Below are 19,117 nucleotides of genomic sequence, written 5' to 3'. Positions count from 1 at the left end.
TGCGGTCACTTCCAGGCCTCAGAACCTACAGGCGACCACTGACAACGTGCCCGGCGAAGCCCGGGACCGACCCGTCTACCAGGCGGTCTTGCGGTGCAGCTCCCACAACATCATGATCGTCGACGGGTCCAGGGCGCGCTCGGCGCCCGAGACGTCCCGGCTGGCGGCCACGTACTGCCTGCCCTGCCACAGCGGCAGCAGGCGCGCGTCGTCCACCAGGATCCGCTGGGCCTCCTCGAACTCCTTCTCCACGTTCGCGCGGTCGCTCTCGCGGCGCGACCGGGGCAGCAGGTCGCCGGTGATCTCGGGGGCCGGGTAGGGCGTGCCGAGGGCGTTCTGCTCGCCGACGAAGGGCGCGATGAAGTTCTCGGCGTCGGGGAAGTCGGGGAACCAGCCACGTCCGAAGACCGGGTACTCGCCCTTCTGGTAGCCCTCGACGTACGTCTTCCAGGGGCGGCTCTTCAGGTTGATCGTGAAGAGGCCGGAGTCCTCGAGCTGGCGCTTCAGCTCCTTGAACTCCCCGGCGGTCTCGGAGCCGTAGCGGTCGCTGGTGTACCAGAAGGTGAGCGGGACGCGCTGGTTGATGCCCGCGTCGCTGAGGATCTCGCGGGCCTTGTCGACGTCGGGGTCGCCGTAGTCGTCGAAGAAGCCCGTGGTGTGGCCGGTGAGGCCCTTGGGGACCATGGAGTACAGCGGGTCGACGGTGTCCTTGTAGACCTTGTGGGTGATCGCCGCCCGGTCGACGACCTGCGCGATGGCCTGGCGCACGGGCTTGCGCTTGGCCCAGGAGTCCTTCGGGTTGAACACCAGGTAGTTGATGTCCGTGCCCGTGCCCTCGACGAGCTGGATCTCCTCCTCCTTGGAGGACTTGCCCTGGAGGTCGACGACGTCGCCGGCGGCCAGACCGCGGTAGGTCACGTCGATCTGCTCGTCGCGCAGGGCCTTGACCATGGCGCCGGAGTCCTGGAAGTAGCGGATGGTCACCGCGTCGTTCCGGCGCTCCGCGTAGCCCTTGTAGCCGTCGTTGCGGACGAGGGCGGCCTCCTTGCCCTCCTCGTACGAGTCGAGCGTGTAGGGCCCGGACCCGACGGCGTCGTTCTCCTTGCGCAGGGAGCCCTCCGGGTAGGCCTGCGGGGAGACGATCGACATCGCGGGGGTGGCGAGCACGAACGGGAAGGTGGCGTCGGGCTTGTTGAGGTGGAAGATCACCTCACGGTCGTTCGGCGCCTGGACCCGTTCGAGGCTGCCCAGCAGACCGGCGGGGCCGCCGTTGACGTTGATCTTGCGGATCCGGTCGAAGGAGTATTTGACCGCCTGCGCGTCGAGCGCGTCGCCGTTGGAGAACTTCAGGCCCTCGCGCAGCTCGCAGCGGTACACCTGGTTCGAGGAGTCGCTGAAGCCGCACTGCTCGGCGGCGTCCGGCTGGGGTTCGCTCGCGCCCGTCGGGTAGCTCAGCAGCGTCTGGTAGATGTTGCGGAACAGCTCCCAGGAGCTGTCCCACGACGCCGCGGGATCGAGCGTGCTGGGCGCACTGGTGGTGCCCACGACGATCGGCCCTTCGTCCTCCGGGGTGTCGGACGACAACACGCCACACCCGGCGAGAAGGGACGATATGGACGCGATGGCCGCCACCTGCCGCAGGCATCGGTTCCGGTTGAACACGCGCACGCTCCTCGATCTGCCATACCAAGGGTCGGCAGACCATACCGCAGTGCCCGGCCGGCTGACCCGCCCCGGTCCATGACTCCTTGATCGATAAACCTTTGACGACGTTGTCATCGCCCTTTGCGAGGGCTTTACGTGGGTACGGGCGCCTCGTGAGTCCACGGGCGCCCGCACCGAGCCTCTTGCCTCAGCCCGTGCCGGCGTTGAGGAAGATACCGCCGTCCACGACGAGCGTCTGACCGGTGACCCAGTCGGACTGCTCGGAGGTGAGGAACGCGGCCGCGCCGCCGATGTCGGAGGGCACACCGAGCCGGCCGAGCGGGTAGGCCGCGGCGGCCTCCTCCTCCCGGCCCTCGTACAGGGCCTGCGCGAACTTGGTCTTCACGACGGCCGGGGCGATCGCGTTGACCCGCACCTTGGGCGCGTACTCGTGCGCGAGCTGCACCGTCAGGTTGATCATCGCCGCCTTGCTGATGCCGTAGGCGCCGATGAACGGCGAGGGCGAGAGGCCGGCGACCGAGGCGATGTTGACGATGGCGCCGCCGTTGTCCTTCTGCCAGGCGTGCCAGGTCTTCTGGGCGAAGCCCAGCGCGGAGACCACGTTGGTCTCGAAGACCTTGCGCGCGACGTTCAGGTCGAGGTCGGCGATCGGCCCGAACACCGGGTTCGTACCGGCGTTGTTGACCAGGAAGTCGACGCGGCCGAAGGCCTCCATCGTGCGCTCGACGGCGACGGCCTGGTGGGCCTCGTCGTGCGCCTTGCCCGCGACGTAGATCGCGCGGTCGGCGCCGAGCTGCTCGACGGCCTCCTTGAGGGAGTCCTCGTTGCGGCCGGTGACGCACACGCGGTCGCCGCGTGCGACGAGCGCCTCGGCGACGCCGTAGCCGATGCCGCGGCTGCCGCCCGTGACGAGGGCGACCTTGCCGGAGAGTTCCACGGAAGTCATGTCTGTCGTCCTCTAGTCGAGCGGTCCGCCGGCCACGTACAGCACCTGGCCGGAGACGAATCCGGCCGCCTCGCCCGTGAAGAAGGCGATGGCGTTGGCGATGTCCTCCGGCTCACCGACGCGGGCCACCGGGATCTGGGTGGCGGCGGCGGCCTTGAAGTCCTCGAAGCCCATGCCGACGCGGTCGGCGGTGGCCTTGGTCATCTCGGTGGCGATGAAGCCGGGGGCGACGGCGTTGGCGGTCACGCCGAACTTGCCGAGTTCCTTGGCGAGGGTCTTGGTGAAACCCTGCAGACCCGCCTTGGCCGCGGAGTAGTTCACCTGGCCGCGGTTGCCCAGCGCCGAGGACGACGAGAGGTTGACGATCCGGCCGAATCCCGCGTCCACCATGTGCTTCTGACAGGCCTTGGACATCAGGAAGGCGCCGCGCAGGTGCACGTTCATGACGGTGTCCCAGTCGGAGACGCTCATCTTGAACAGCAGGTTGTCGCGCAGCACGCCAGCGTTGTTGACCAGGATCGTCGGCGCGCCGAGCTCCTCGGCGACACGGGCGATCGCGGCCTCGACCTGGGCCTCGTCGGAGACGTCGGCACCGACCGCGATGGCCTTGCCGCCCGCCGCGGTGATCTTCTCGACGGTGTCCTTGCAGGCCGCCTCGTCGAGGTCGATCACGGCGACCGCGCGGCCCTCTGCGGCCAGTCGTACGGCGGTGGCGGCACCGATACCGCGCGCGGCACCGGTGACCACGGCGACCCGCTGCTCAGTGGTGGACATGGCTGCTTCTCCTCAGGTGAGCGACCGCTTAGTACCTTCAGTGGGTGTGACGCTAGAAGCCCTGGCACGCGGTGTCAACGGCCACGGCGTGTGTGTGATCCATTACCCGCACGCCCGTCACCGACGGCATCCCCCGGGACACCCGATCGGCCTACGGCCACGCGCCGCAGCGACCCTCGGACCCTAGCGTCGAAGCCCGAGCCACTCGTGGCCGGAAGGGAGGCGCTCCATGCGCCGTCACACCGGTGCCCTGGGCACGCTGTTCGCGATCGCCTCGATCGTGCCCATGGCCGACCCCGCTCACGCCCGACAGGACCTGGACTGCCGCGACTTCTCCTTCCAGGAGGACGCGCAGGCCGTCTTCGACGCGGATCCGAGCGATCCCAACAGACTCGACGAGGACCAGGGCCCGGACGACGGCATCGCGTGTGAGGTCCTGCCCCGCCGTGGCGTCATCTCCCCCACCAGCTCCGCCACCCCGTCCGCTCCTGTCACCACCACGCCCACCACCGCCACCCCGTCTCAAGGCGTACGAGGCGGACTCGGGGGCGCGGCGGTCACGGGGCCGAGCGACTGGGATGTGGCCATCGGCGTGACCTTCGCGGCGGGCGCCGCGCTCTCGGCCGGCTACGTGGTGAAGCGCCGACGGCACTGACAGCGCGGCGGAGCCGGGTATCCGCTACCTCACCAGCACGTCCAGCAACCGCTCCGTCTCCGCCGCCGGATCCGTGGTCAGCCCGGTGTGTACGGGCCCGGGCTGGACGATCGTCGAGCGGGGGGCGACGATCCAGCGGAAGCGGCGGCCCGGGTCGTCGGGGGCGGCCTGGCCGGCCGCGGGGCCGCCCGTGCAGATGTTCTCCACGGCGCGCAGCGCGGCCCGGACGCCGGCCACGTCGGCATGGGGGTCGAGGGCCAGCAGCCGGGCCTCGTCGAGGTGGGTGCGCGCGCCGACGTAGGACTCGGCACGGCAGTAGACGAGGACACCGGCGTTGATGCACTCGCCGCGCTCGACGCGCGGGACGACGCGCAGGACGGCGTACTCGTAGATCTGGCGGTCCCGTGCACCGCCCCTGATGATGTGCCGGTCGCTCACTTCGCCCCCTGGATGCGGTCGTGGATGACGGCTGCGCGCGCGAGCAGCGGCCGCGCGTAGGCCTGCCTCAGGTCGTCCGGCGTGTCGAAGCCGGGCTCGTCGGCCAGCCAGGCGTCCGGGATTCGCGCGGTGACCTCGGCGAGCAGTTCCTCGGTGACCAGGGGCGCCAACTCGGCCGCGGCGGAGGCGACATCGGGCGCGAAGGGCGCGAGGGCGTGGTCGGAGGCGTCGTAGGGGCGGTCCGCCGAGGCCTGCGCGCCGGGCCAGTTGTGGTGCCAGATCATGGTCGCGCCGTGGTCGACGAGCCACAGCTCGCCCCGCCACATCAGCAGGTTGGGGTTGCGCCAGGACCGGTCGACGTTGTTGACCAGCGCGTCGAACCAGACGATCCGCCCGGCCTCCTCGGGGCTCACCCGGAACGCGAGCGGGTCGAAGCCGAGCGCGCCGGAGAGGAAGTCCATGCCGAGGTTGGTGCCGCCGCTGGACCTGAGCAGGTTCTGCACCTCCTGGTCGGGCTCGCCGAGGCCCAGCTCCGGATCGAGCTCGACCGTGACCAGGCGCGGCACCCGCAGCCCCAGCCGGCGGGCGAGCTCCCCGCAGACCACCTCGGCGACGAGCGTCTTGCGCCCCTGTCCCGCGCCGCTGAACTTCAGGACGTACATCCCGTGGTCGTCTGCCTCGACGAGTCCCGGCAGCGAACCGCCCTCGCGCAGCGGCGCGATGAACCGGGTCGCGATCACTTCCTTGAGCATCGCCCCAGGTTACTGACGTGGACGGGGGCGCACGCGACGGCCTCGCGGCGGCGGGCCGCAACCCGACAGCGAACCGACAGCTCCGCTTTACCCACACCGTTCCGCGAACGGGTCAGGATCTCGACATTGTCTGAACAGCCGGTCCTCAAGGGCCGTACCTCTCCGCAGATCACGAATCCCCGGAAGGAACGTCAGCATGACCAGCGAATCAGTTCAGCCGAGGTCCGGACCGAGCCGTCGTGCCGTGGTGGCGGCAGCCGGCGCGGCGGGGCTCACCGTCGCGCTGACGGCGTGCGGATCGGACGACAAGGCCTCCGGCTCGTCCACCGAACAGGGCTCCGGCGGCAGCGCTTCATCGCCCGAGGCGGGCGCCGGTGGTGCGGCGCTCGCGAAGACCGCCGACATCCCCGAGGGCAGCGGCAAGATCTTCAAGGACGAGAAGGTCGTGGTCTCCCAGCCGGCCGCGGGCCAGTACAAGGCGTTCTCGACGATCTGCACCCACCGGGACTGTCCGATGGTGGACCTCAAGGACGACATCATCTCCTGCACATGCCACGGCAGTGAGTTCTCCGTCCTCGACGGCAGCGTGAAGAAGGGGCCGGCCGTCGAACCGCTGGCGGCGAAACAGGTGACCGTGAACGGCGACTCCATCACGCTCGCCTGACCTCACGCGCTCGTTTCAGACACGCCAGTACCTCGTCCGTGGTCGCGACCGTGGCGACCAACGCGAGGGTGTGGCGGATCATCGCGGGGGTGTAGTCGGACGGCACTCCCGCGATGGCGTCTGTCGGGACGACGACGGTGTAGCCGCGGTTCACGGCGTCGAACACGGCGTTGGGGACGGCCACGTTGGCCGATACGCCGGTGACGATCAGGGTGCGGCAGCCCAGGTTGCGCAGCAGCGGGTCGACATCGGTGCCCTGGAGGGGCGACAGCCCGTGCAGGCGTCGCACGACGAGGTCCTCCTCGGCGACCTCGATCGGGGCGGCGACCCGCACCGCCGGCGTGCCGGACAGCTGCTGGACGGGCAGGCGCGCGGCGGCCCGGAAGAGGCGGGCGTTGCGGTTGGCGCCGCGCCCGTCGGGACGGCGTTCGGCGACGGCGTGCACGACCTGGACGCCGCTTTCGTGGGCGGCGGCCACCAGGCGGGCGATGTTGGCGAGCACGCCGCCGGAGCGGGCCTCGGCGGCGAGTTCGGGCAGTGCGCTGTCCGCTCCGACGACGCCTTCCTGGCACTCGACGGTGAGCAGCACGGTGGTCCGCGGATCGAGGAGTTCGCTGAGCTCTTCGTACGAGGGCACGGTTCCCCCTGGGCGCCGGCGGCGGGTCGGGGGAGCGTAGCCACCGTTGCGCACGGAGGGAAGAGCACTCATTCTTTTCTGACGTGATGTCAGAGGATCTCCTCTGACACGACGTGGGAAGAAGAAAGAGGGGGAGCATGACCGTCACGCAGCAGCGCCGGGGCCGGAAGATCATGATGACGCCGGGCGAGCTGGACGATTTCCTCACCACGCAGCGCACCTGCCGGGTCGCCACGATCTCGGCGGACGGCGCTCCGCATGTGAGCACGCTGTGGTTCGCCTGGGACGGCGCCTCGATGTGGCTGTACTCGGTCGTACGCAGCAAGCGGTGGACCGACCTCAGGCGCGACCCCCGGGTGGCGATCGTGGTCGACACCGGCGAGGAGTACGACGAGCTGCGCGGTGCCGAGCTGTCGGGGGCCGTCGAGTTCGTGGGCGAGATACCGCGCACCGGCGAGCTGCGCGCCGAACTCGACGTCCCGGAGACGCTGTTCGCCCGGAAGAACTTCGGCCTGGAGGAAATGCCGCACGACGGCCGGCACGCCTGGGTACGCCTGACACCGCAGAAGATCGTCTCCTGGGACTTCCGCAAGCTCGGGCCCGCCTGAGAAAGCGCGGAATCCGGCGCGGAGCGCTCAGGTGAGGCTCTCCCCCGCCGCCCGCAGGGCCTTGACCGCGGCCCTGATCGACGGGCGGCGGTCGGCGTCCGCGCGCCAGACGACGTAGACATGCCGCCGCACCCGCTGTCTGACCGGGACGGTCACGACCCCGTCGGGCACCGGGTGGCGGCCGAGCAGCGGGGCGATGCACACCCCGAGGCCCGCGGCGACCAGCCCGAGCTGTGTATGGGTCTCGGCGGCGCGATGGCCGACGATCGGCTCGATGCCCTTCGAGCGGAGCGTGAACATCAGCCACTCGTGGCAGAACTCGCCCTCGCCCCAGGTGATCCACTCGTCCTCGGCGAACTCGGCGAGGTCCACCTCGTCACGCCCCGCGAGCCGGTGGTCCACCGGCATGGCGACATCGGCGGGGTCGTCCAGGATCGATGCCTTGACCAGGCCGTCGGGCAGCGCCATCGGCTTGTTGTACCAGTCGAGCACCACGGCGAGGTCGAGGTCGCCGCGGACGACTCCGGCGATGCCGTGCTCCGGTTCCAGCTCGCAGGAGCGCAGCCGGAGCACGGGGTGCCGCTCGCGCAGCGCGGACAGCGCGTGCGGGAACAGGCCGCGGGCGGCCGTCGGGAACGCCGACAGTCTGAGCTCGCCGACGACCTCCCCCCGCTGCGCCTCCAGGTCGGACCGGGCGAGTTCGACCTGGGACAGGATGCGCGCGGCGTGCTCGGCGAGCAGCCGGCCCGCGTCGGTGAGCCGCACGCCCCGGCCGTTCTTGGCGAGGAGCTGCCGGCCGACCTCCCGCTCCAGCTTGGACATCTGCTGGGAGACGGCGGAGGTGGTGATGTGCAGGCTCTCGGCCGCGCCGCTGACCGAGCCGTGCCGTGCGAGGGCGTCGAGGGTGCGCAGGCGCTCCAGATTCAACACGTAAGCGATGCTACGCAATATCGAGTGCGAAATCTCGATTGTGCTACGCGGTTCCGCTCCCGCATCGTGACTGCCATGACCACCGCCACCTCCACGCCCGGCCAGGCCACCACGGCCTCGCCCGACCGGCCCCGGCGCCGCCTCGACTGGCGTCTCCGCTTCGCCGCGCTGTCCCTGATCTGGGGCTTCAGCTTCCTGCTCATCAAGGTGGGCACCCAGGGGTACGCGCCGTTCCAGGTCACGCTCGGCCGGCTGGCGTTCGGTACGGCGGTGCTGGCCGCCGCGATGGCCGTGCGCCGCGAGCGGCTGCCGCGCGGTGCGCGCACCTGGGGGCATCTGGCGGTCGCCGCGTTCCTGCTCAACGCCCTGCCGTTCTCGCTGTTCGCGTACGCCGAGCTGACCATCCCGTCCACCCTGGCGGGCATCTGCAACGCGACCTCACCGCTGTGGGGCATGGCGCTGTCCCTGGTCGCCCTCTCGGAGGACCGCCCGACCCGGGTGCGGGTCGCGGGGCTGGGCCTCGGCTTCCTCGGGGTCCTCACGGTGCTGGGCGCCTGGCAGGGCTTCCACGGCCTGGACGCCACCGGCACGGCCCTGGCGCTGCTGGCGTCCCTCAGTTACCCGGTCGGCTGGATCTACGTCCGCCGTACCCTGGCCGGCACGAGCCACTCGCACCTGTCGATGACCGGCGCGCAACTGCTGCTCGCGACCGCCCAACTGGCCGTCGTGACCCCGCTGTTCACCACCCTGCCCGACGGTCTGCCCGTCGTGCCGCTGCTGGCGATCGCCGCGCTCGGCGCCCTGGGCACCGGCCTCGCCATGCTCCTGCAGTACGGCCTGGTCGCCGAGGTCGGCCCGACGACCGCCCAGATGGTCACGTACCTCGTCCCGGTCATCGCCACGGCCGCGGGCGTCGCACTCCTCGGCGAGTCGCTCGCCTGGTCGACTCCGGTCGGCGCGGCGATCGTACTGACGGGCGCGGCCCTCACCCAGGTCCGGCCGAAGCCCCGTGCGCGGCCGAGGCCTCAGACGTAACCGCGCGCCGGGGCAGGGCCGAGCGCCGAGGCGATCGCGTCGGCCAGCGCCTCGATCTCGCCCTCCTTCCGCCCCTCACCCCCGCTGTCGTTCTCGGCGAGCGTCGAGACGGTGACCCGGATGCCGGGCGGTGCGCTCAACCGGAAGCGGACGCCCGGTGCGACCGCCCAGCCGGCGTGCTGCAGCCGGGCGACGGCTCCGGTCTCGTCCGGCACGGGCACCCACACATTCATCCCGCTGCGCCCGTGCGCCGCGACCCCACGCCGCGCAAGCGCCTCGATCAGTGCGTCCCGGCGCCGCCCGTACGCCGCCGCCACCGCGCGCGTGTCCACCGCTCCGTCGGCCAGCAGCCGTACCAGGGCCCGCTGCGTCAGCAGGCTGACCCAGCCCGGGCCGAGGCGCTGCCGGCCACTGACCCGGTCGACGGTGACGGCGTCGCCGGTGAGCAGGGCGAGGCGCAGATCGGGGCCGTAGGCCTTGGCGGCCGAGCGGACGAAGGCCCAGTGCCGGGTGGTGCCGGCGAGGGGGTGGAGGGGGAGGTCGACGATGCCGTGGCCGTGGTCGTCCTCGATCAGCAGGGTCTCCGGGTGCTCCCGGAGCACGGACCGCAGGGCACGCGCGCGTGCGGCGCTCACCGCGGCGCCGGTCGGGTTCTGCGCCCGGTCCGTGACGATCAGGGCCCGGGCCCCGGCCTCCAGCGCCCGGCGCACGTCCTCGGCGTAAGGCCCGTCGTCGTCGACGCCGACGGGGACGGTCCTGAGCCCGAGCGCGGGCACGAGGTCGAGGGTGCGGCCCCAGCCGGGGTCCTCGACGGCGACGGTGTCACCGGGCTTGAGGTGGGCCGCCAGGACGCGTTCGACGCCGTCGAGTGCTCCGGAGACCACCGCGAGCGGCCCGTCCGGCACCCCGTCGGCGTCGAGGCCGGCCCGTGCGATCCGGGCCAGTTCCGGCTCCACGGGGGTCTCTCCGTAGAGCACGGGAGCACGGTCGGCCTCGGCGGCCGCCGCCGCGAACGCGGCCGCGAGCGGCGGGAGCAGCGCCGGGTCCGGATTGCCGGCCGCCACATCGCGCACGCCCTCGGGGACGTCCACCCTGATCTGGTCCCGCCCGGTCGTGGCCGGCGCGGACCGCACCCGGCTGCCGCGCCGGCCGGCGGTCTCGATGACCCCGCGCTCACGCAGGGTCCGGTACGCGGCCGCGACCGTATTGGGATTCACGCCCAGCCGCTCCGCCAACTCCCTCATGGGCGGCAGCAGTTGGCCCGGCAGCAGCTCACCGACCCCCACCGCCCGCTCGACGCTCGCGGAAATGTCCGCTGCGCGGCGCCCACTGATCGGATACTCTCCTAGCACAAAGCAGATTATGCACTAGTGCAATGGAGAGCGCCAATGCAGGAGACCGCACCGACCCCGTCGCACCCCGCCACCCCCTACACCCCGACCGACCGCACCGTCCCCACGCGCTCCCCGGGCCGGGCCTCGTACGACAGGGAACTGGTGCACGCGATACTCGACGAGGCCTACGTCTGCCATCTCGGCTTCGTCCGCGACGGCGCCCCGGTCGTGCTGCCCACACTCTTCGCCCGGGTCGGTGAGCGCCTCTACGTGCACGGCTCCACGGGCTCACGCCCGCTGCGCGCGGCCGGCCAGGCCGACCCGGGCCTTCCGGTCTGCCTGACCGTCACGCACGTCGACGGCCTGGTCCTGGCCCGCTCGGCCTTCCACCACTCGATCAACTACCGCTCCGTGGTGGTGCACGGCGTCGCCCTCGACGTCACGGACCCCGAGGAGAAACGGCAGGCCTTGGACGCGCTGGTCGACCACGTCGTGCCGGGCCGCGCCGCCGACTCCCGCCCGGCCAACCGAAAGGAACTCGCCGCCACCGCCGTGCTCCGCCTCGACCTGACGGAGGTCTCCGCCAAGCTCCGCACGGGCGGCGTGAACGACGAACCGGAGGACCTCACCCTCCCGCACTGGGCCGGCGTGGTCCCGGTCGGAAAGACTTACGGCACCCCGATCCCCGACCCGGACCTGGCTACCGACACCGAACTGCCTGACTACTTGCGGACCCGGTGACGCCGAACCTGCCTTGAGGGCGCGAGAAAATGCGCGACCAGCCGCACAACCCGCGGCCGCCGGTCACACAAGGACCCCTGGCTCCGACCGCGCGCTCCGCGCCTCCCCCACCGCAAGCCCCGCCACGGAGCCCAACAACAGCAGGGTTCCAGCCACTGTCGCCACCGTAAGCCGCTCTCCGAGCAGCACAACCGCAAGCCCCGCCGCACTCACCGGCTCGAGCAACATGATCACCGAGACGGTGGCCGACCGCACCACGGCGGCTCCGGCAAAGTAGAGGCCGTAGGCAAGGGCCGTCGGCACGGCGGCGACGTACGCCAGCAGCGCCAGGAGCCGCCCTGGCTCCTCGGTGTGCGGCAGCAGCCCTTCCGCCCAGGCGAACGGCAGCAGGCACAGGCTCGTGACGGCGAAGGCCCCGACAGCCGTCCGGGACGCGTCGGCCTCACCGCCGCGGCCCCACCGGCGAGTCAGCAGCGTCGTCGCGCTGTACCCGGTCGCGGACAGCAACGCGAGCAACACGCCCCACAGGCGTACGGCCGTACCCCCGCCACCGAGGACGAGGACCGCGAGCCCCATGAGGGCACCCGCGACGGCGGTGATGCCGCCCCGGCCCAGACGTTCGGCCAGGGTCAGCCGGGCACCGAGCGCGATGAGTACGGGACCGGCGCCCAGGGTGACGACGGTGGCGACGGTGGCGACGGTGGCGACGGTGGCGACGGCGAGGCCGGTGGCGGAGACGGCCGCGAAGTAGGCCGTCTGGAAGACCGCGAGCCCGAGCCCGGTGACCCCGGTCCGCAGCGCCCGGCGGCCGAGCGGCTCGCGTACGGCCGTCCCGGCGCGCGGCCGCACGAGGCGGACGGCGAGCAGCAGCACGAGACCGGCCGCGCAGCGCCAGAAGGAGAGGGCGACGGGCCCCATGTCACTGGTCCGGTAGACCAGGGAGGCGGCCGCGCCCGCGGTGCCCCAGGCGACACCGGCGACGATCAGATAGAGGAGGCCTCGCCCGATGGGCAGGCCGGAGGCAGTGTTCGACACGTGTTCTCTCCGCAGACGCGCACGACGCGCCGCGCGGAACGGGCGGCGGTGGGTGCGCGGAAGTTCGGGAAGGACCCCGGCTCAGCGAGGTCCGCGGACTTCGTCTGCGGGCAGCACCGTTCGGCCCGGCGGCGACATGCCGGGCTCGGTTTCCGGAGGGCCCGCCTCAGGCGGCCGGAGGCGGAAGAACGAGTGCGTCGGACGGCATGATCGGCACCCTAAGCAGCCGTTCCGGGTGTGGACAACTCCCTTTCCGGGCCACCGCTCGCCACCGGCTGTTCGGAGCCCTTCGCGGGCGTCGAGGACTGTGCGATGAACGCGCCCAGCAGCACGATGGCGCCACCGGCGATCTGCGGTGCCGACAGGTGCTCACCGAGCAGGACCCAGGCCAGGACGGTCGCGATGACCGCTTCGAGACAGGCCACGACACCGGCGACCTGTGGGGAGAGCCGGCGTACGGAGACCACGCCGGTGACATACGCGACGACCGTGGCGACCAGGACGATCCAGGCCAGCAGGACGACGGCGGCGACGGGTGTGCCGTCCATGCGCGCGGTGCCCGTGAGCACGGACCAGTCCATGGTCCAGGGCCGGGCGACGACGGTCAGCACGGCCGCGCCGACGAGCAGGCCGTAGGCGATGACACCGAGCGGGTCGGGCGCCTCGTCTCCGGCGTCGCTGCCCTGGTCGGAGAGGACGAAGTAGCCGACCTGGCAGCAGGCCGCGCCGAGCGCGAGCAGCAGCCCCAGGGCGTCGAAGCCGAGGCCCGACCACACCTCGACGACACACGCGAGCCCTCCGACCGCGAGGACGACTCCGACGGCGGCGGCACGTGTCACCGGCCGCCGCTGCACGAACCGCACCCAGCCGAGCACCAGCGCGGGCGCCAGGTACTCGATGAGCAGCGCCACCCCGACGGGGATGCGGGAGAGCGCGGCGAAGTAGCAGGCCTGGACACCGGCGACGGCCAGCAGCCCGAATCCGGCGAGGAGTCCGGGGCGGCGGCGCAGCAGCGCGCGGTGGCGTACGGCGAGCGGCAGCATCACCAGGGCGGCCCCGGTCACGCGCAGCCACACCACGTGCAGCGGGTCGAGGCCCGCCTCGATCAGCGGCTTGGCCGCGACTCCGGATCCGCCGAAGGCGACCGCGGACAACAACGCGAGGCCGAGCCCCACGCCCCTGCCGCGCTTGCTCGGACTGCTCTCAGAGGTACGCACCGGCACATGATGACAGGCCATGACAGGAGCGTCACCCCTCATGGCACCTGTCTCACTGCCTGGACGGGGCGAACGCTCGGGACGGGGCGAACGCTTGGGACAGAGCCAGCACCCCGGGCAAAGCCGACACCCCGGGCAGGGCCGGTCAGTACGCGGCTTCGGAGCCCCCGGCCCACTCCCCGGGCAGGCCGGGCCCGCCGTCGAGCCGGGCCAGCACCTCGTACGGGTCGATCCCGGCGCGTGCGAGCACCTCGACCGCGCGCGCCTGCGCGTCGACGACGATCGCCGCGAGCAGGTCGATGCCGCGGGCCGGTCCGCCCCGGCGGGCGGCACGCTCGCAGGCGTACTCCATCGATGCCGCGGCCAGCGGCGAGAAACCCGCGCACTCGGCCACCACGGGGACGGCGCCGGAGTCCTCGACACCGCTCTGCCAACGCAGGCCGTAGCCGATGCTGCGCTGGACGAGATAGCCGAGCAGTCGCGCGATGCGCGGTCCGTCTCCGAAGACGGCACGCGCCTCGGGGTCGGACTCCAGCAGGGAGTGGAGCAGATGGGCGGTGTCGATCTGCCGGTCCCCGTCCCTGACCGCCCGGCGACGGGCACCGCCGATCACCGACGCCAGCTCGTCACTGAGCCTGGCATCGTTCTCCGCGCGGTGGATGCCGTGCTCAGGGGCCGACTGCCTGGGGATACGGTGGTGCACATCCCCTACCCCATCAGTCCCGCGAGCCCGGGTCATCCCCGAGGGGGAGCATTTCGGCGTCCCACAGGAAGTGGACTCCCCCGGCCGGAATCTCCTCCTTACGGAGGAGATCAGGCTGTTTCGTGCGCGGACCCACCACGCCTGACTGTTCGTCAGTATTGAACATTGCGGCCGACGCGGCTACGTTCCGCGACACCCGACTCGAAGAGGTGGTCGCATGGCCGAAGTCAGCGCGGAGGCACGCATCGGGGCGCCCGCCGAGAAGGTGTGGGCCAGACTCACGGACTGGTCCACCCACGGCGAGTGGAACGCGACCCACACCAGCTTCCCGTCGGGCGGCCCCAAGAGCCTGGAGGTGGGCACGACCTTCCGGGAGAACATGCGGCTGATGAACTTCCCGGCCGAGGTGGAGTGGACCGTCGAGGAACTCGAATCGGCCCGGCTGCTGGCCATCCGCGGCCAGGGCCCGATGGGCGTGACCGTCGCGACGCGCTACACCCTCACGCCCGACGGCGACGCGACGACGGTCCGCATCGACGGCGAGTTCACGGGTGCGGCGGTGTCGTTGATGGCGGGCAAGCTCAGAGACTCGGCCACGGCGGCCCTGAACGAGTCGCTGCGCAAGCTGAACGAACTGGTCGCCTGACGCCCCGGCACGAAGAAGCGCCCCCCGGATCACTCCAGGGGGCGCCAGCGCCACGAGGGGCCGTCGCTCAGTCCTCGTCGGCGAGGATCAGGTACAGCTTCTTGCGGGCTTCGTTGATGACGCCGAGCGCCTTCTCCTTCTGCTCCTTGCTGCCGGTCTTCCAGACCTGACCGAAGGCCTCCATCAGCCCGAAGCCGGCCTGGCGGATCTCGCCGAGGGCCTCCCAGTCGACCCCGCGGGACGCTTCCTCCCAGGGCGCCTCGGGCCCCTCTTCGGCCGCCGTACGACCCGCCTCGGTGAGCGAGAACAGCTTCTTGCCGCCCTCGGACTCACTGATGATCAGACCCTCGTCCTCCAGCAGTTGAAGGGTGGGGTACACGGAACCCGGGCTGGGCTTCCACGCCCCGCCGCTGCGCTCGGCGATCTCCTGGATCATCTCGTAGCCGTGCATGGGCCGGTCCTTCAGCAGGGCGAGGATCGAGGCCCGCACATCACCGCGCCGCGCCCTTCCCCTCGGCCCGCCGCGTCCTCGTCCGCCCCAGGGGCCGGGGCCGAAGCCCGGACCACCGGGCCCTCCCCAGCCGGGACCACCAGGACCGCCGGGCCCGAACGGACCGAAAGCCGCACGCAGTCCCTCGAAGCCGCCCCGACCGCGCCGCGGTCCGCCGTGGCCATGTCCGTGCTCGTAACCGTGGGTACGCATCGCAACCACTCTCCATTCCATCGTTGATCTGTCGCGATGCGTCAACGATATATCGGTAGTGTTCTTATGGCAAGGCCCTGCCGGACCAGCGGCTTCAGCGGGCGTCGCGCATCCCGAGAATGTAGGTGGCGGTCTGTGCGACGACGCGGTCCTCGTCCCGGGCCAGATCGGCGAGGGCACGGGACGCCGTGGGGCCCGGGATGTCCGCGAGCGCCTGGGTCAGCCGTCGGCGCGCGGACGGTTCGGCGGTGCCGCCGGCGAGGCGGTCGACGAGCCCGGCGGCGATCCGGTCCGCCGACGCGGGATCGCTCGCCAGCGCGCTCAGCGCATCGGCCGCGTCGACGTCGTTCACGGCCTCGACGACCATGTCGATGAGCGTCGGGACCGCGTCGGCCACTCCCCGCGCCCCGAGTTCCAGAGCCGCATACCTGCGGACCACGATGTCGGGATGCTCGAGAGCGCCCTTCAGCAGTGCGGTCGCCGCAGCGTCCGGCATCTCGACGAGGGACCGCACGGCACGTTCGCGCACCTCGGCCGCGGGTGAGCCGAGGCCCTCGGCGAGCAGGGCCGACCCGCCCTCGCCCGATTGCGCCAGAGCCCATCGAAGGGCTCCGGCGACATTCGGGTCCGTCTCGCTCAACGCCGCCTCGACGAGGGCCTCCACCGGCCACGGGACCTCCTCGACCGAGGACAGGGCCGCGCGCTGACGCGTTCCGGCGCTCTTCGATCCCAGCGCGTGGAGGAGTCCGACGATCTGGAGGACGTCCTCCCAGCCGGCGGGCTCCGCGGCACCGATCCGACGGAGCCGCGTGAGCAGCTCGGTCTCCGCCGCGATGCGCTCCCGCGTCCGGTGGACGAGGTCGTCGACGAGCTCCGCGGGCCGGAAGCCGGGATCGTCCAGCGCGCGCCCCACCTCACGCAGCGACAGCCCCAACGACCGCAGGCTCTCGATGTGGAAGATCCGCCGGATGTCGTCGCCGGAGTACGCGCGATAGCCGGCGTCGGTCCGGCCCGTCGGCCGCACCAGGCCGAGCGACTCGTAGTGTCTGAGCATGCGGGCGCTGACCCCGGACCGCCGTGCCACCTCACCGATCAACACCGCCCTGTCATCCCTCCTGGCCGATCGCGTCGAGGGCCACGACCCGCTTCGCCTCCTCGATCGCGAACCCGAATCCGGCGTCCGGGTCGCGCCACAGCCGTTCTGTGGCGATCGCATGCTGACGCACGCGAGGGTCGGCATCCGTCATCCCCGCGTGCAGGGTCGGCATGATCACCTCACCGAGCGCGATCAACGCCCGGCTGAGGCTCAACTGCGTCTCGTGCTCGCCGCGTCCGAGCTGTGCCGCCAGCACCCCGGCCAGCCCGGCCGCTTCACCTTCGGGTACGAGCACGACCGCCGCCCGCCAGGCACTCCGCGCCACCTCGTCGTCGGGGTCGGTCAGCAGCGCCCGGGTGATCGCAGGCCACGCCCGCCGGTCACCGATCTTGGACAGCGTGTGCAACGCCTGGCTTCGTGCCTGCGGACGCTCCGCGCGGAGTTCATCGATGAGCCTGGGGACCGTCAGGGACGACGAGTGGCGGGTGAGCGCCCACGTGAGCATCTCGCGCACGGAGAACTCGGGCTCGATCGCGCACCGTTCGACGAGCTTGTCGACGAACCGGGGATCCGGGGTCGTGCCGGCCGCCAGCGCCGCCCGCAGCCGGACCGACGAGCCGTTGTCCTCCAGCCCCCGGAGAGCCGGCATCGGGTGTGTGTCCTCTTTCGGCATGGTCATCGCGACCACCTCCTCGGCCACAGTGAAGACCTTGTCATCGTGTCAAGGTCAAGCGGAGCCGCGCCGAGTGAGCCGCTGCCGGCCAGGACCGGTGAATCGGGCCAGGACTCGTGAATTGGCCTTGGTCCGCGGCCTGGACGGGCCTCTAGCGTCGGGGCATGCGGATTCGAATCGTCGACGCCTTCACCGACCGTCCCTTCACCGGCAACCCGGCCGGGGTCATGCTCCTGAACGACGCGGAGGCCTTCCCGGACGACAGCCGGCTGCAGGACATCGCCCTGGAGGTCAACCACGCCGAGACGGCCTTCGCCCATCCCCTCCCCGAGGGCGGCGAGGCCGACTGGGCGCTGCGCTGGTTCACGCCCGCCGCCGAGGTCGCGATGTGCGGCCACGCCACCCTCGCCACCGCCCATGTCCTGCACACCACCGGTGCCCACGAGGGGCCGGTGCGGTTCGCGACCCGCAGCGGTGTCCTCGTCGCCACGCCCACCGGCGACGGCTCCATCACGCTGGACTTCCCGACGGCTCCGCTCACCCGGGTCGACCCGCCCCGCGGCCTCGCCGAGGCCCTGGGAGCCGAGCCGCTGACGGTCCTCGACACCGGCCCGAACGTCGGCGATCTGCTCGTCGAGCTCTCCGACGAGAAGACGGTGCACGGCCTCACCCCCGACCTCAAGGCCCTCGCCGCCCACTCCGCGCGCGGCGTCATCGCCACGGCCCGAGCGGAGGACCCGGCCCAGGGCTACGACTTCGTCTCCCGCGGCTTCTTCCCGAACATCGGCATCGACGAGGACCCGGTCACCGGCAGCGCCCACACCGCCCTCGCCCCGTTCTGGTCCGAGCGCCTGGGTCGCGCCGGCCTCACCGGCCTCCAGGCCTCACGCCGCTCCGGCCGCATCCGCACCGAACTGCGCGGCGACCGCACCCTGCTGACGGGCAGGGCGGTCACGGTCATCGAGGGCGAGCTGCTGGCCTGAGACGGCGAGGGCGCATAGAGCGAGGGGCGTACGACACCGCCGTACGCCCCTCCCCCGGTCCTTCACGCCGTCGGGAGCCACCCGACCTTGCCCGCCAGCAGCGCGTACCCGATGAACGCCCCGATGTCGAGCAGCGAGTGGGCCACCACGAGGGGGCCGACGCGGCCCCAGCGGCGGTACAGATAGACGAAGACGACGCCCATGGCCAGGTTCCCGATGAAGCCGCCGATGCCCTGGTAGAGGTGGTACGAGCCGCGCAGCACCGAGCTGCCGATCAGCGCGGCCGTCGGGGTCCAGCCCAGCTGCCCGAGGCGGCGCAGCAGATAGCCGACGACGATCACTTCCTCCAGCACCGCGTTCTGGATCGCGGAGAGGATCAGCACCGGGTATTTCCACCACACGCCGGGCAGCGCCTCCGGCACCACGGTGAGGTTGAAGCCGAGGCCGCGGGCCGCCAGATAGAAGGCGATGCCGGTGCTGCCGATGACCGCCGCGATCGCCGCGCCGCGGCCGAGGTCGGGCCAGGGGCGGCTGCGGTCGAAGCCGATGGTGCGCAGACTCGCGCCCTCGCGCAGCAGGAAGTGCGCGACGAGCGCGACGGGCACGAGCGCCGTGGTGATCCCGAAGAGCTGCCAGGCGAGGTCGAGCCAGGGACGGCCGGGCGCGGCCGAGGCGTTCATCGTGGCCGCCTGGTCCTTGAGCCCGCCGGGCTTGGTGACCGAGCCGATGAAGCTGATCAGGGCGGAGACTCCGCTCGCCCCCAGCGAGAGCGCCAGGACGAGCAGGGTCTCGTTGCGCAGCATCCGCCGCGAGAGCCGCTGCTGGGGAATGGAATCGTCCGCCACCGGGCCCGCCTCCGCCTGCACACCTGCCTCCACTTCA

General features: G+C 71.8%; 22 protein-coding genes. 7 read left to right on the top strand and 15 right to left on the bottom strand.

What is annotated here, in order from left to right; genetic code table 11:
- Positions 1 to 75 precede the first annotated feature (75 nt).
- The 3 genes from NNW99_RS32810 to fabG form a co-directional block, all read right to left on the bottom strand.
- On the bottom strand, positions 76 to 1,662 hold the full coding sequence (locus tag NNW99_RS32810) for an ABC transporter substrate-binding protein (RefSeq protein ID WP_215122764.1): 1,587 nt from the start codon (positions 1,660 to 1,662) through the stop codon (positions 76 to 78).
- 190 nt (positions 1,663 to 1,852) lie between these two features.
- The gene (locus NNW99_RS32805; RefSeq protein ID WP_215122763.1) at positions 1,853 to 2,611 is read right to left on the bottom strand and encodes an SDR family oxidoreductase; all 759 of its coding nucleotides are present in this window, start codon (positions 2,609 to 2,611) and stop codon (positions 1,853 to 1,855) included.
- A gap of 12 nt (positions 2,612 to 2,623) precedes the next feature.
- Positions 2,624 to 3,385, bottom strand: a complete 762-nt coding sequence (fabG, locus tag NNW99_RS32800) for a 3-oxoacyl-ACP reductase FabG (RefSeq protein ID WP_215122762.1) — start codon at positions 3,383 to 3,385, stop codon at positions 2,624 to 2,626.
- Between the two features lie 229 nt (positions 3,386 to 3,614).
- On the opposite strand from fabG, the gene NNW99_RS32795 reads away from it, so the two are divergent.
- A complete protein-coding gene (locus NNW99_RS32795) occupies positions 3,615 to 4,040 on the top strand; it encodes an excalibur calcium-binding protein (RefSeq protein WP_215122761.1) in 426 nt (141 codons plus the stop codon).
- A 24-nt stretch (positions 4,041 to 4,064) separates the two neighbouring features.
- Here the strand turns inward: NNW99_RS32795 and NNW99_RS32790 are convergent, their stop codons facing one another.
- Complete coding sequence (locus NNW99_RS32790; RefSeq protein WP_215122760.1) at positions 4,065 to 4,478, bottom strand: DUF3037 domain-containing protein; 414 nt, start codon at positions 4,476 to 4,478, stop codon at positions 4,065 to 4,067.
- Complete coding sequence (locus NNW99_RS32785; RefSeq protein ID WP_215122759.1) at positions 4,475 to 5,230, bottom strand: HipA family kinase; 756 nt, start codon at positions 5,228 to 5,230, stop codon at positions 4,475 to 4,477. Before NNW99_RS32785 ends, NNW99_RS32790 begins: the two co-directional genes overlap by 4 nt.
- 196 nt (positions 5,231 to 5,426) lie before the next feature.
- Between NNW99_RS32785 and NNW99_RS32780 the strand changes: the two genes are divergently transcribed.
- Positions 5,427 to 5,894 carry a Rieske (2Fe-2S) protein gene (locus NNW99_RS32780; RefSeq protein ID WP_215122758.1) on the top strand — a complete coding sequence of 156 codons (468 nt, stop codon included), beginning with the start codon at positions 5,427 to 5,429 and terminating at the stop codon, positions 5,892 to 5,894.
- Here NNW99_RS32780 and NNW99_RS32775 read toward each other — a convergent pair.
- Positions 5,881 to 6,531, bottom strand: coding sequence for a cysteine hydrolase family protein (locus tag NNW99_RS32775; protein ID WP_215122757.1), 651 nt, complete (start codon positions 6,529 to 6,531; stop codon positions 5,881 to 5,883). The genes NNW99_RS32780 and NNW99_RS32775 overlap by 14 nt on opposite strands.
- A 137-nt stretch (positions 6,532 to 6,668) precedes the next feature.
- Between NNW99_RS32775 and NNW99_RS32770 the strand changes: the two genes are divergently transcribed.
- Positions 6,669 to 7,139, top strand: coding sequence for a pyridoxamine 5'-phosphate oxidase family protein (locus NNW99_RS32770; protein WP_215122756.1), 471 nt, complete (start codon positions 6,669 to 6,671; stop codon positions 7,137 to 7,139).
- A 27-nt stretch (positions 7,140 to 7,166) separates the two neighbouring features.
- Here the strand turns inward: NNW99_RS32770 and NNW99_RS32765 are convergent, their stop codons facing one another.
- Entirely contained in the window at positions 7,167 to 8,069 is a 903-nt protein-coding gene (locus NNW99_RS32765) for a LysR family transcriptional regulator (protein WP_215122755.1), read from the bottom strand.
- Positions 8,070 to 8,144: 75 nt separating this feature from the next.
- Between NNW99_RS32765 and NNW99_RS32760 the strand changes: the two genes are divergently transcribed.
- A complete protein-coding gene (locus tag NNW99_RS32760) occupies positions 8,145 to 9,104 on the top strand; it encodes a DMT family transporter (protein WP_215122754.1) in 960 nt (319 codons plus the stop codon).
- Here the strand turns inward: NNW99_RS32760 and NNW99_RS32755 are convergent.
- On the bottom strand, positions 9,095 to 10,456 hold the full coding sequence (locus NNW99_RS32755) for an aminotransferase class I/II-fold pyridoxal phosphate-dependent enzyme (protein WP_215122753.1): 1,362 nt from the start codon (positions 10,454 to 10,456) through the stop codon (positions 9,095 to 9,097). The two genes, NNW99_RS32760 and NNW99_RS32755, sit on opposite strands and share 10 nt — an antisense overlap.
- A gap of 36 nt (positions 10,457 to 10,492) precedes the next feature.
- Between NNW99_RS32755 and NNW99_RS32750 the strand changes: the two genes are divergently transcribed.
- The gene (locus tag NNW99_RS32750) at positions 10,493 to 11,179 is read left to right on the top strand and encodes a pyridoxamine 5'-phosphate oxidase family protein (protein ID WP_215122752.1); all 687 of its coding nucleotides are present in this window, start codon (positions 10,493 to 10,495) and stop codon (positions 11,177 to 11,179) included.
- Positions 11,180 to 11,242: 63 nt separating this feature from the next.
- Here NNW99_RS32750 and NNW99_RS32745 read toward each other — a convergent pair whose 3' ends face one another.
- From NNW99_RS32745 to NNW99_RS32735, 3 genes are all read right to left on the bottom strand, one after another.
- Entirely contained in the window at positions 11,243 to 12,214 is a 972-nt protein-coding gene (locus tag NNW99_RS32745) for a DMT family transporter (protein ID WP_215122751.1), read from the bottom strand.
- A 218-nt stretch (positions 12,215 to 12,432) separates the two neighbouring features.
- Positions 12,433 to 13,437 carry a DMT family transporter gene (locus tag NNW99_RS32740; protein ID WP_215124537.1) on the bottom strand — a complete coding sequence of 335 codons (1,005 nt, stop codon included), beginning with the start codon at positions 13,435 to 13,437 and terminating at the stop codon, positions 12,433 to 12,435.
- 139 nt (positions 13,438 to 13,576) lie between these two features.
- Positions 13,577 to 14,170 carry a Clp protease N-terminal domain-containing protein gene (locus NNW99_RS32735; RefSeq protein WP_215122750.1) on the bottom strand — a complete coding sequence of 198 codons (594 nt, stop codon included), beginning with the start codon at positions 14,168 to 14,170 and terminating at the stop codon, positions 13,577 to 13,579.
- 181 nt (positions 14,171 to 14,351) lie between these two features.
- Here NNW99_RS32735 and NNW99_RS32730 point away from each other — a divergent pair, with 181 nt between their 5' ends.
- On the top strand, positions 14,352 to 14,780 hold the full coding sequence (locus NNW99_RS32730) for an SRPBCC family protein (protein ID WP_215122749.1): 429 nt from the start codon (positions 14,352 to 14,354) through the stop codon (positions 14,778 to 14,780).
- Between the two features lie 67 nt (positions 14,781 to 14,847).
- Here the strand turns inward: NNW99_RS32730 and NNW99_RS32725 are convergent, their stop codons facing one another.
- The 3 genes from NNW99_RS32725 to NNW99_RS32715 all read right to left on the bottom strand — a co-directional run bounded on the left by NNW99_RS32725 (position 14,848) and on the right by NNW99_RS32715 (position 17,258).
- Positions 14,848 to 15,483, bottom strand: a complete 636-nt coding sequence (locus NNW99_RS32725; RefSeq protein ID WP_215122748.1) for a PadR family transcriptional regulator — start codon at positions 15,481 to 15,483, stop codon at positions 14,848 to 14,850.
- A gap of 94 nt (positions 15,484 to 15,577) precedes the next feature.
- Positions 15,578 to 16,582, bottom strand: coding sequence for a HEAT repeat domain-containing protein (locus NNW99_RS32720; RefSeq protein WP_215122747.1), 1,005 nt, complete (start codon positions 16,580 to 16,582; stop codon positions 15,578 to 15,580).
- Positions 16,583 to 16,589: 7 nt separating this feature from the next.
- Complete coding sequence (locus tag NNW99_RS32715; protein WP_215122746.1) at positions 16,590 to 17,258, bottom strand: HEAT repeat domain-containing protein; 669 nt, start codon at positions 17,256 to 17,258, stop codon at positions 16,590 to 16,592.
- Positions 17,259 to 17,416: 158 nt separating this feature from the next.
- Here NNW99_RS32715 and NNW99_RS32710 point away from each other — a divergent pair, with 158 nt between their 5' ends.
- The gene (locus tag NNW99_RS32710; protein WP_215122745.1) at positions 17,417 to 18,235 is read left to right on the top strand and encodes a PhzF family phenazine biosynthesis protein; all 819 of its coding nucleotides are present in this window, start codon (positions 17,417 to 17,419) and stop codon (positions 18,233 to 18,235) included.
- Between the two features lie 62 nt (positions 18,236 to 18,297).
- On the opposite strand, the gene NNW99_RS32705 is transcribed toward NNW99_RS32710, so the two are convergent.
- A complete protein-coding gene (locus tag NNW99_RS32705) occupies positions 18,298 to 19,101 on the bottom strand; it encodes a CPBP family intramembrane glutamic endopeptidase (protein WP_215124536.1) in 804 nt (267 codons plus the stop codon).
- Positions 19,102 to 19,117: the final 16 nt, after the last annotated feature.

The sequence above is a fragment of the Streptomyces sp. CRCS-T-1 genome (assembly GCF_024442335.1).
Taxonomy (GTDB): domain Bacteria; phylum Actinomycetota; class Actinomycetes; order Streptomycetales; family Streptomycetaceae; genus Streptomyces; species Streptomyces koelreuteriae.
This window is presented reverse-complemented; position numbering and strand designations above follow the sequence as displayed.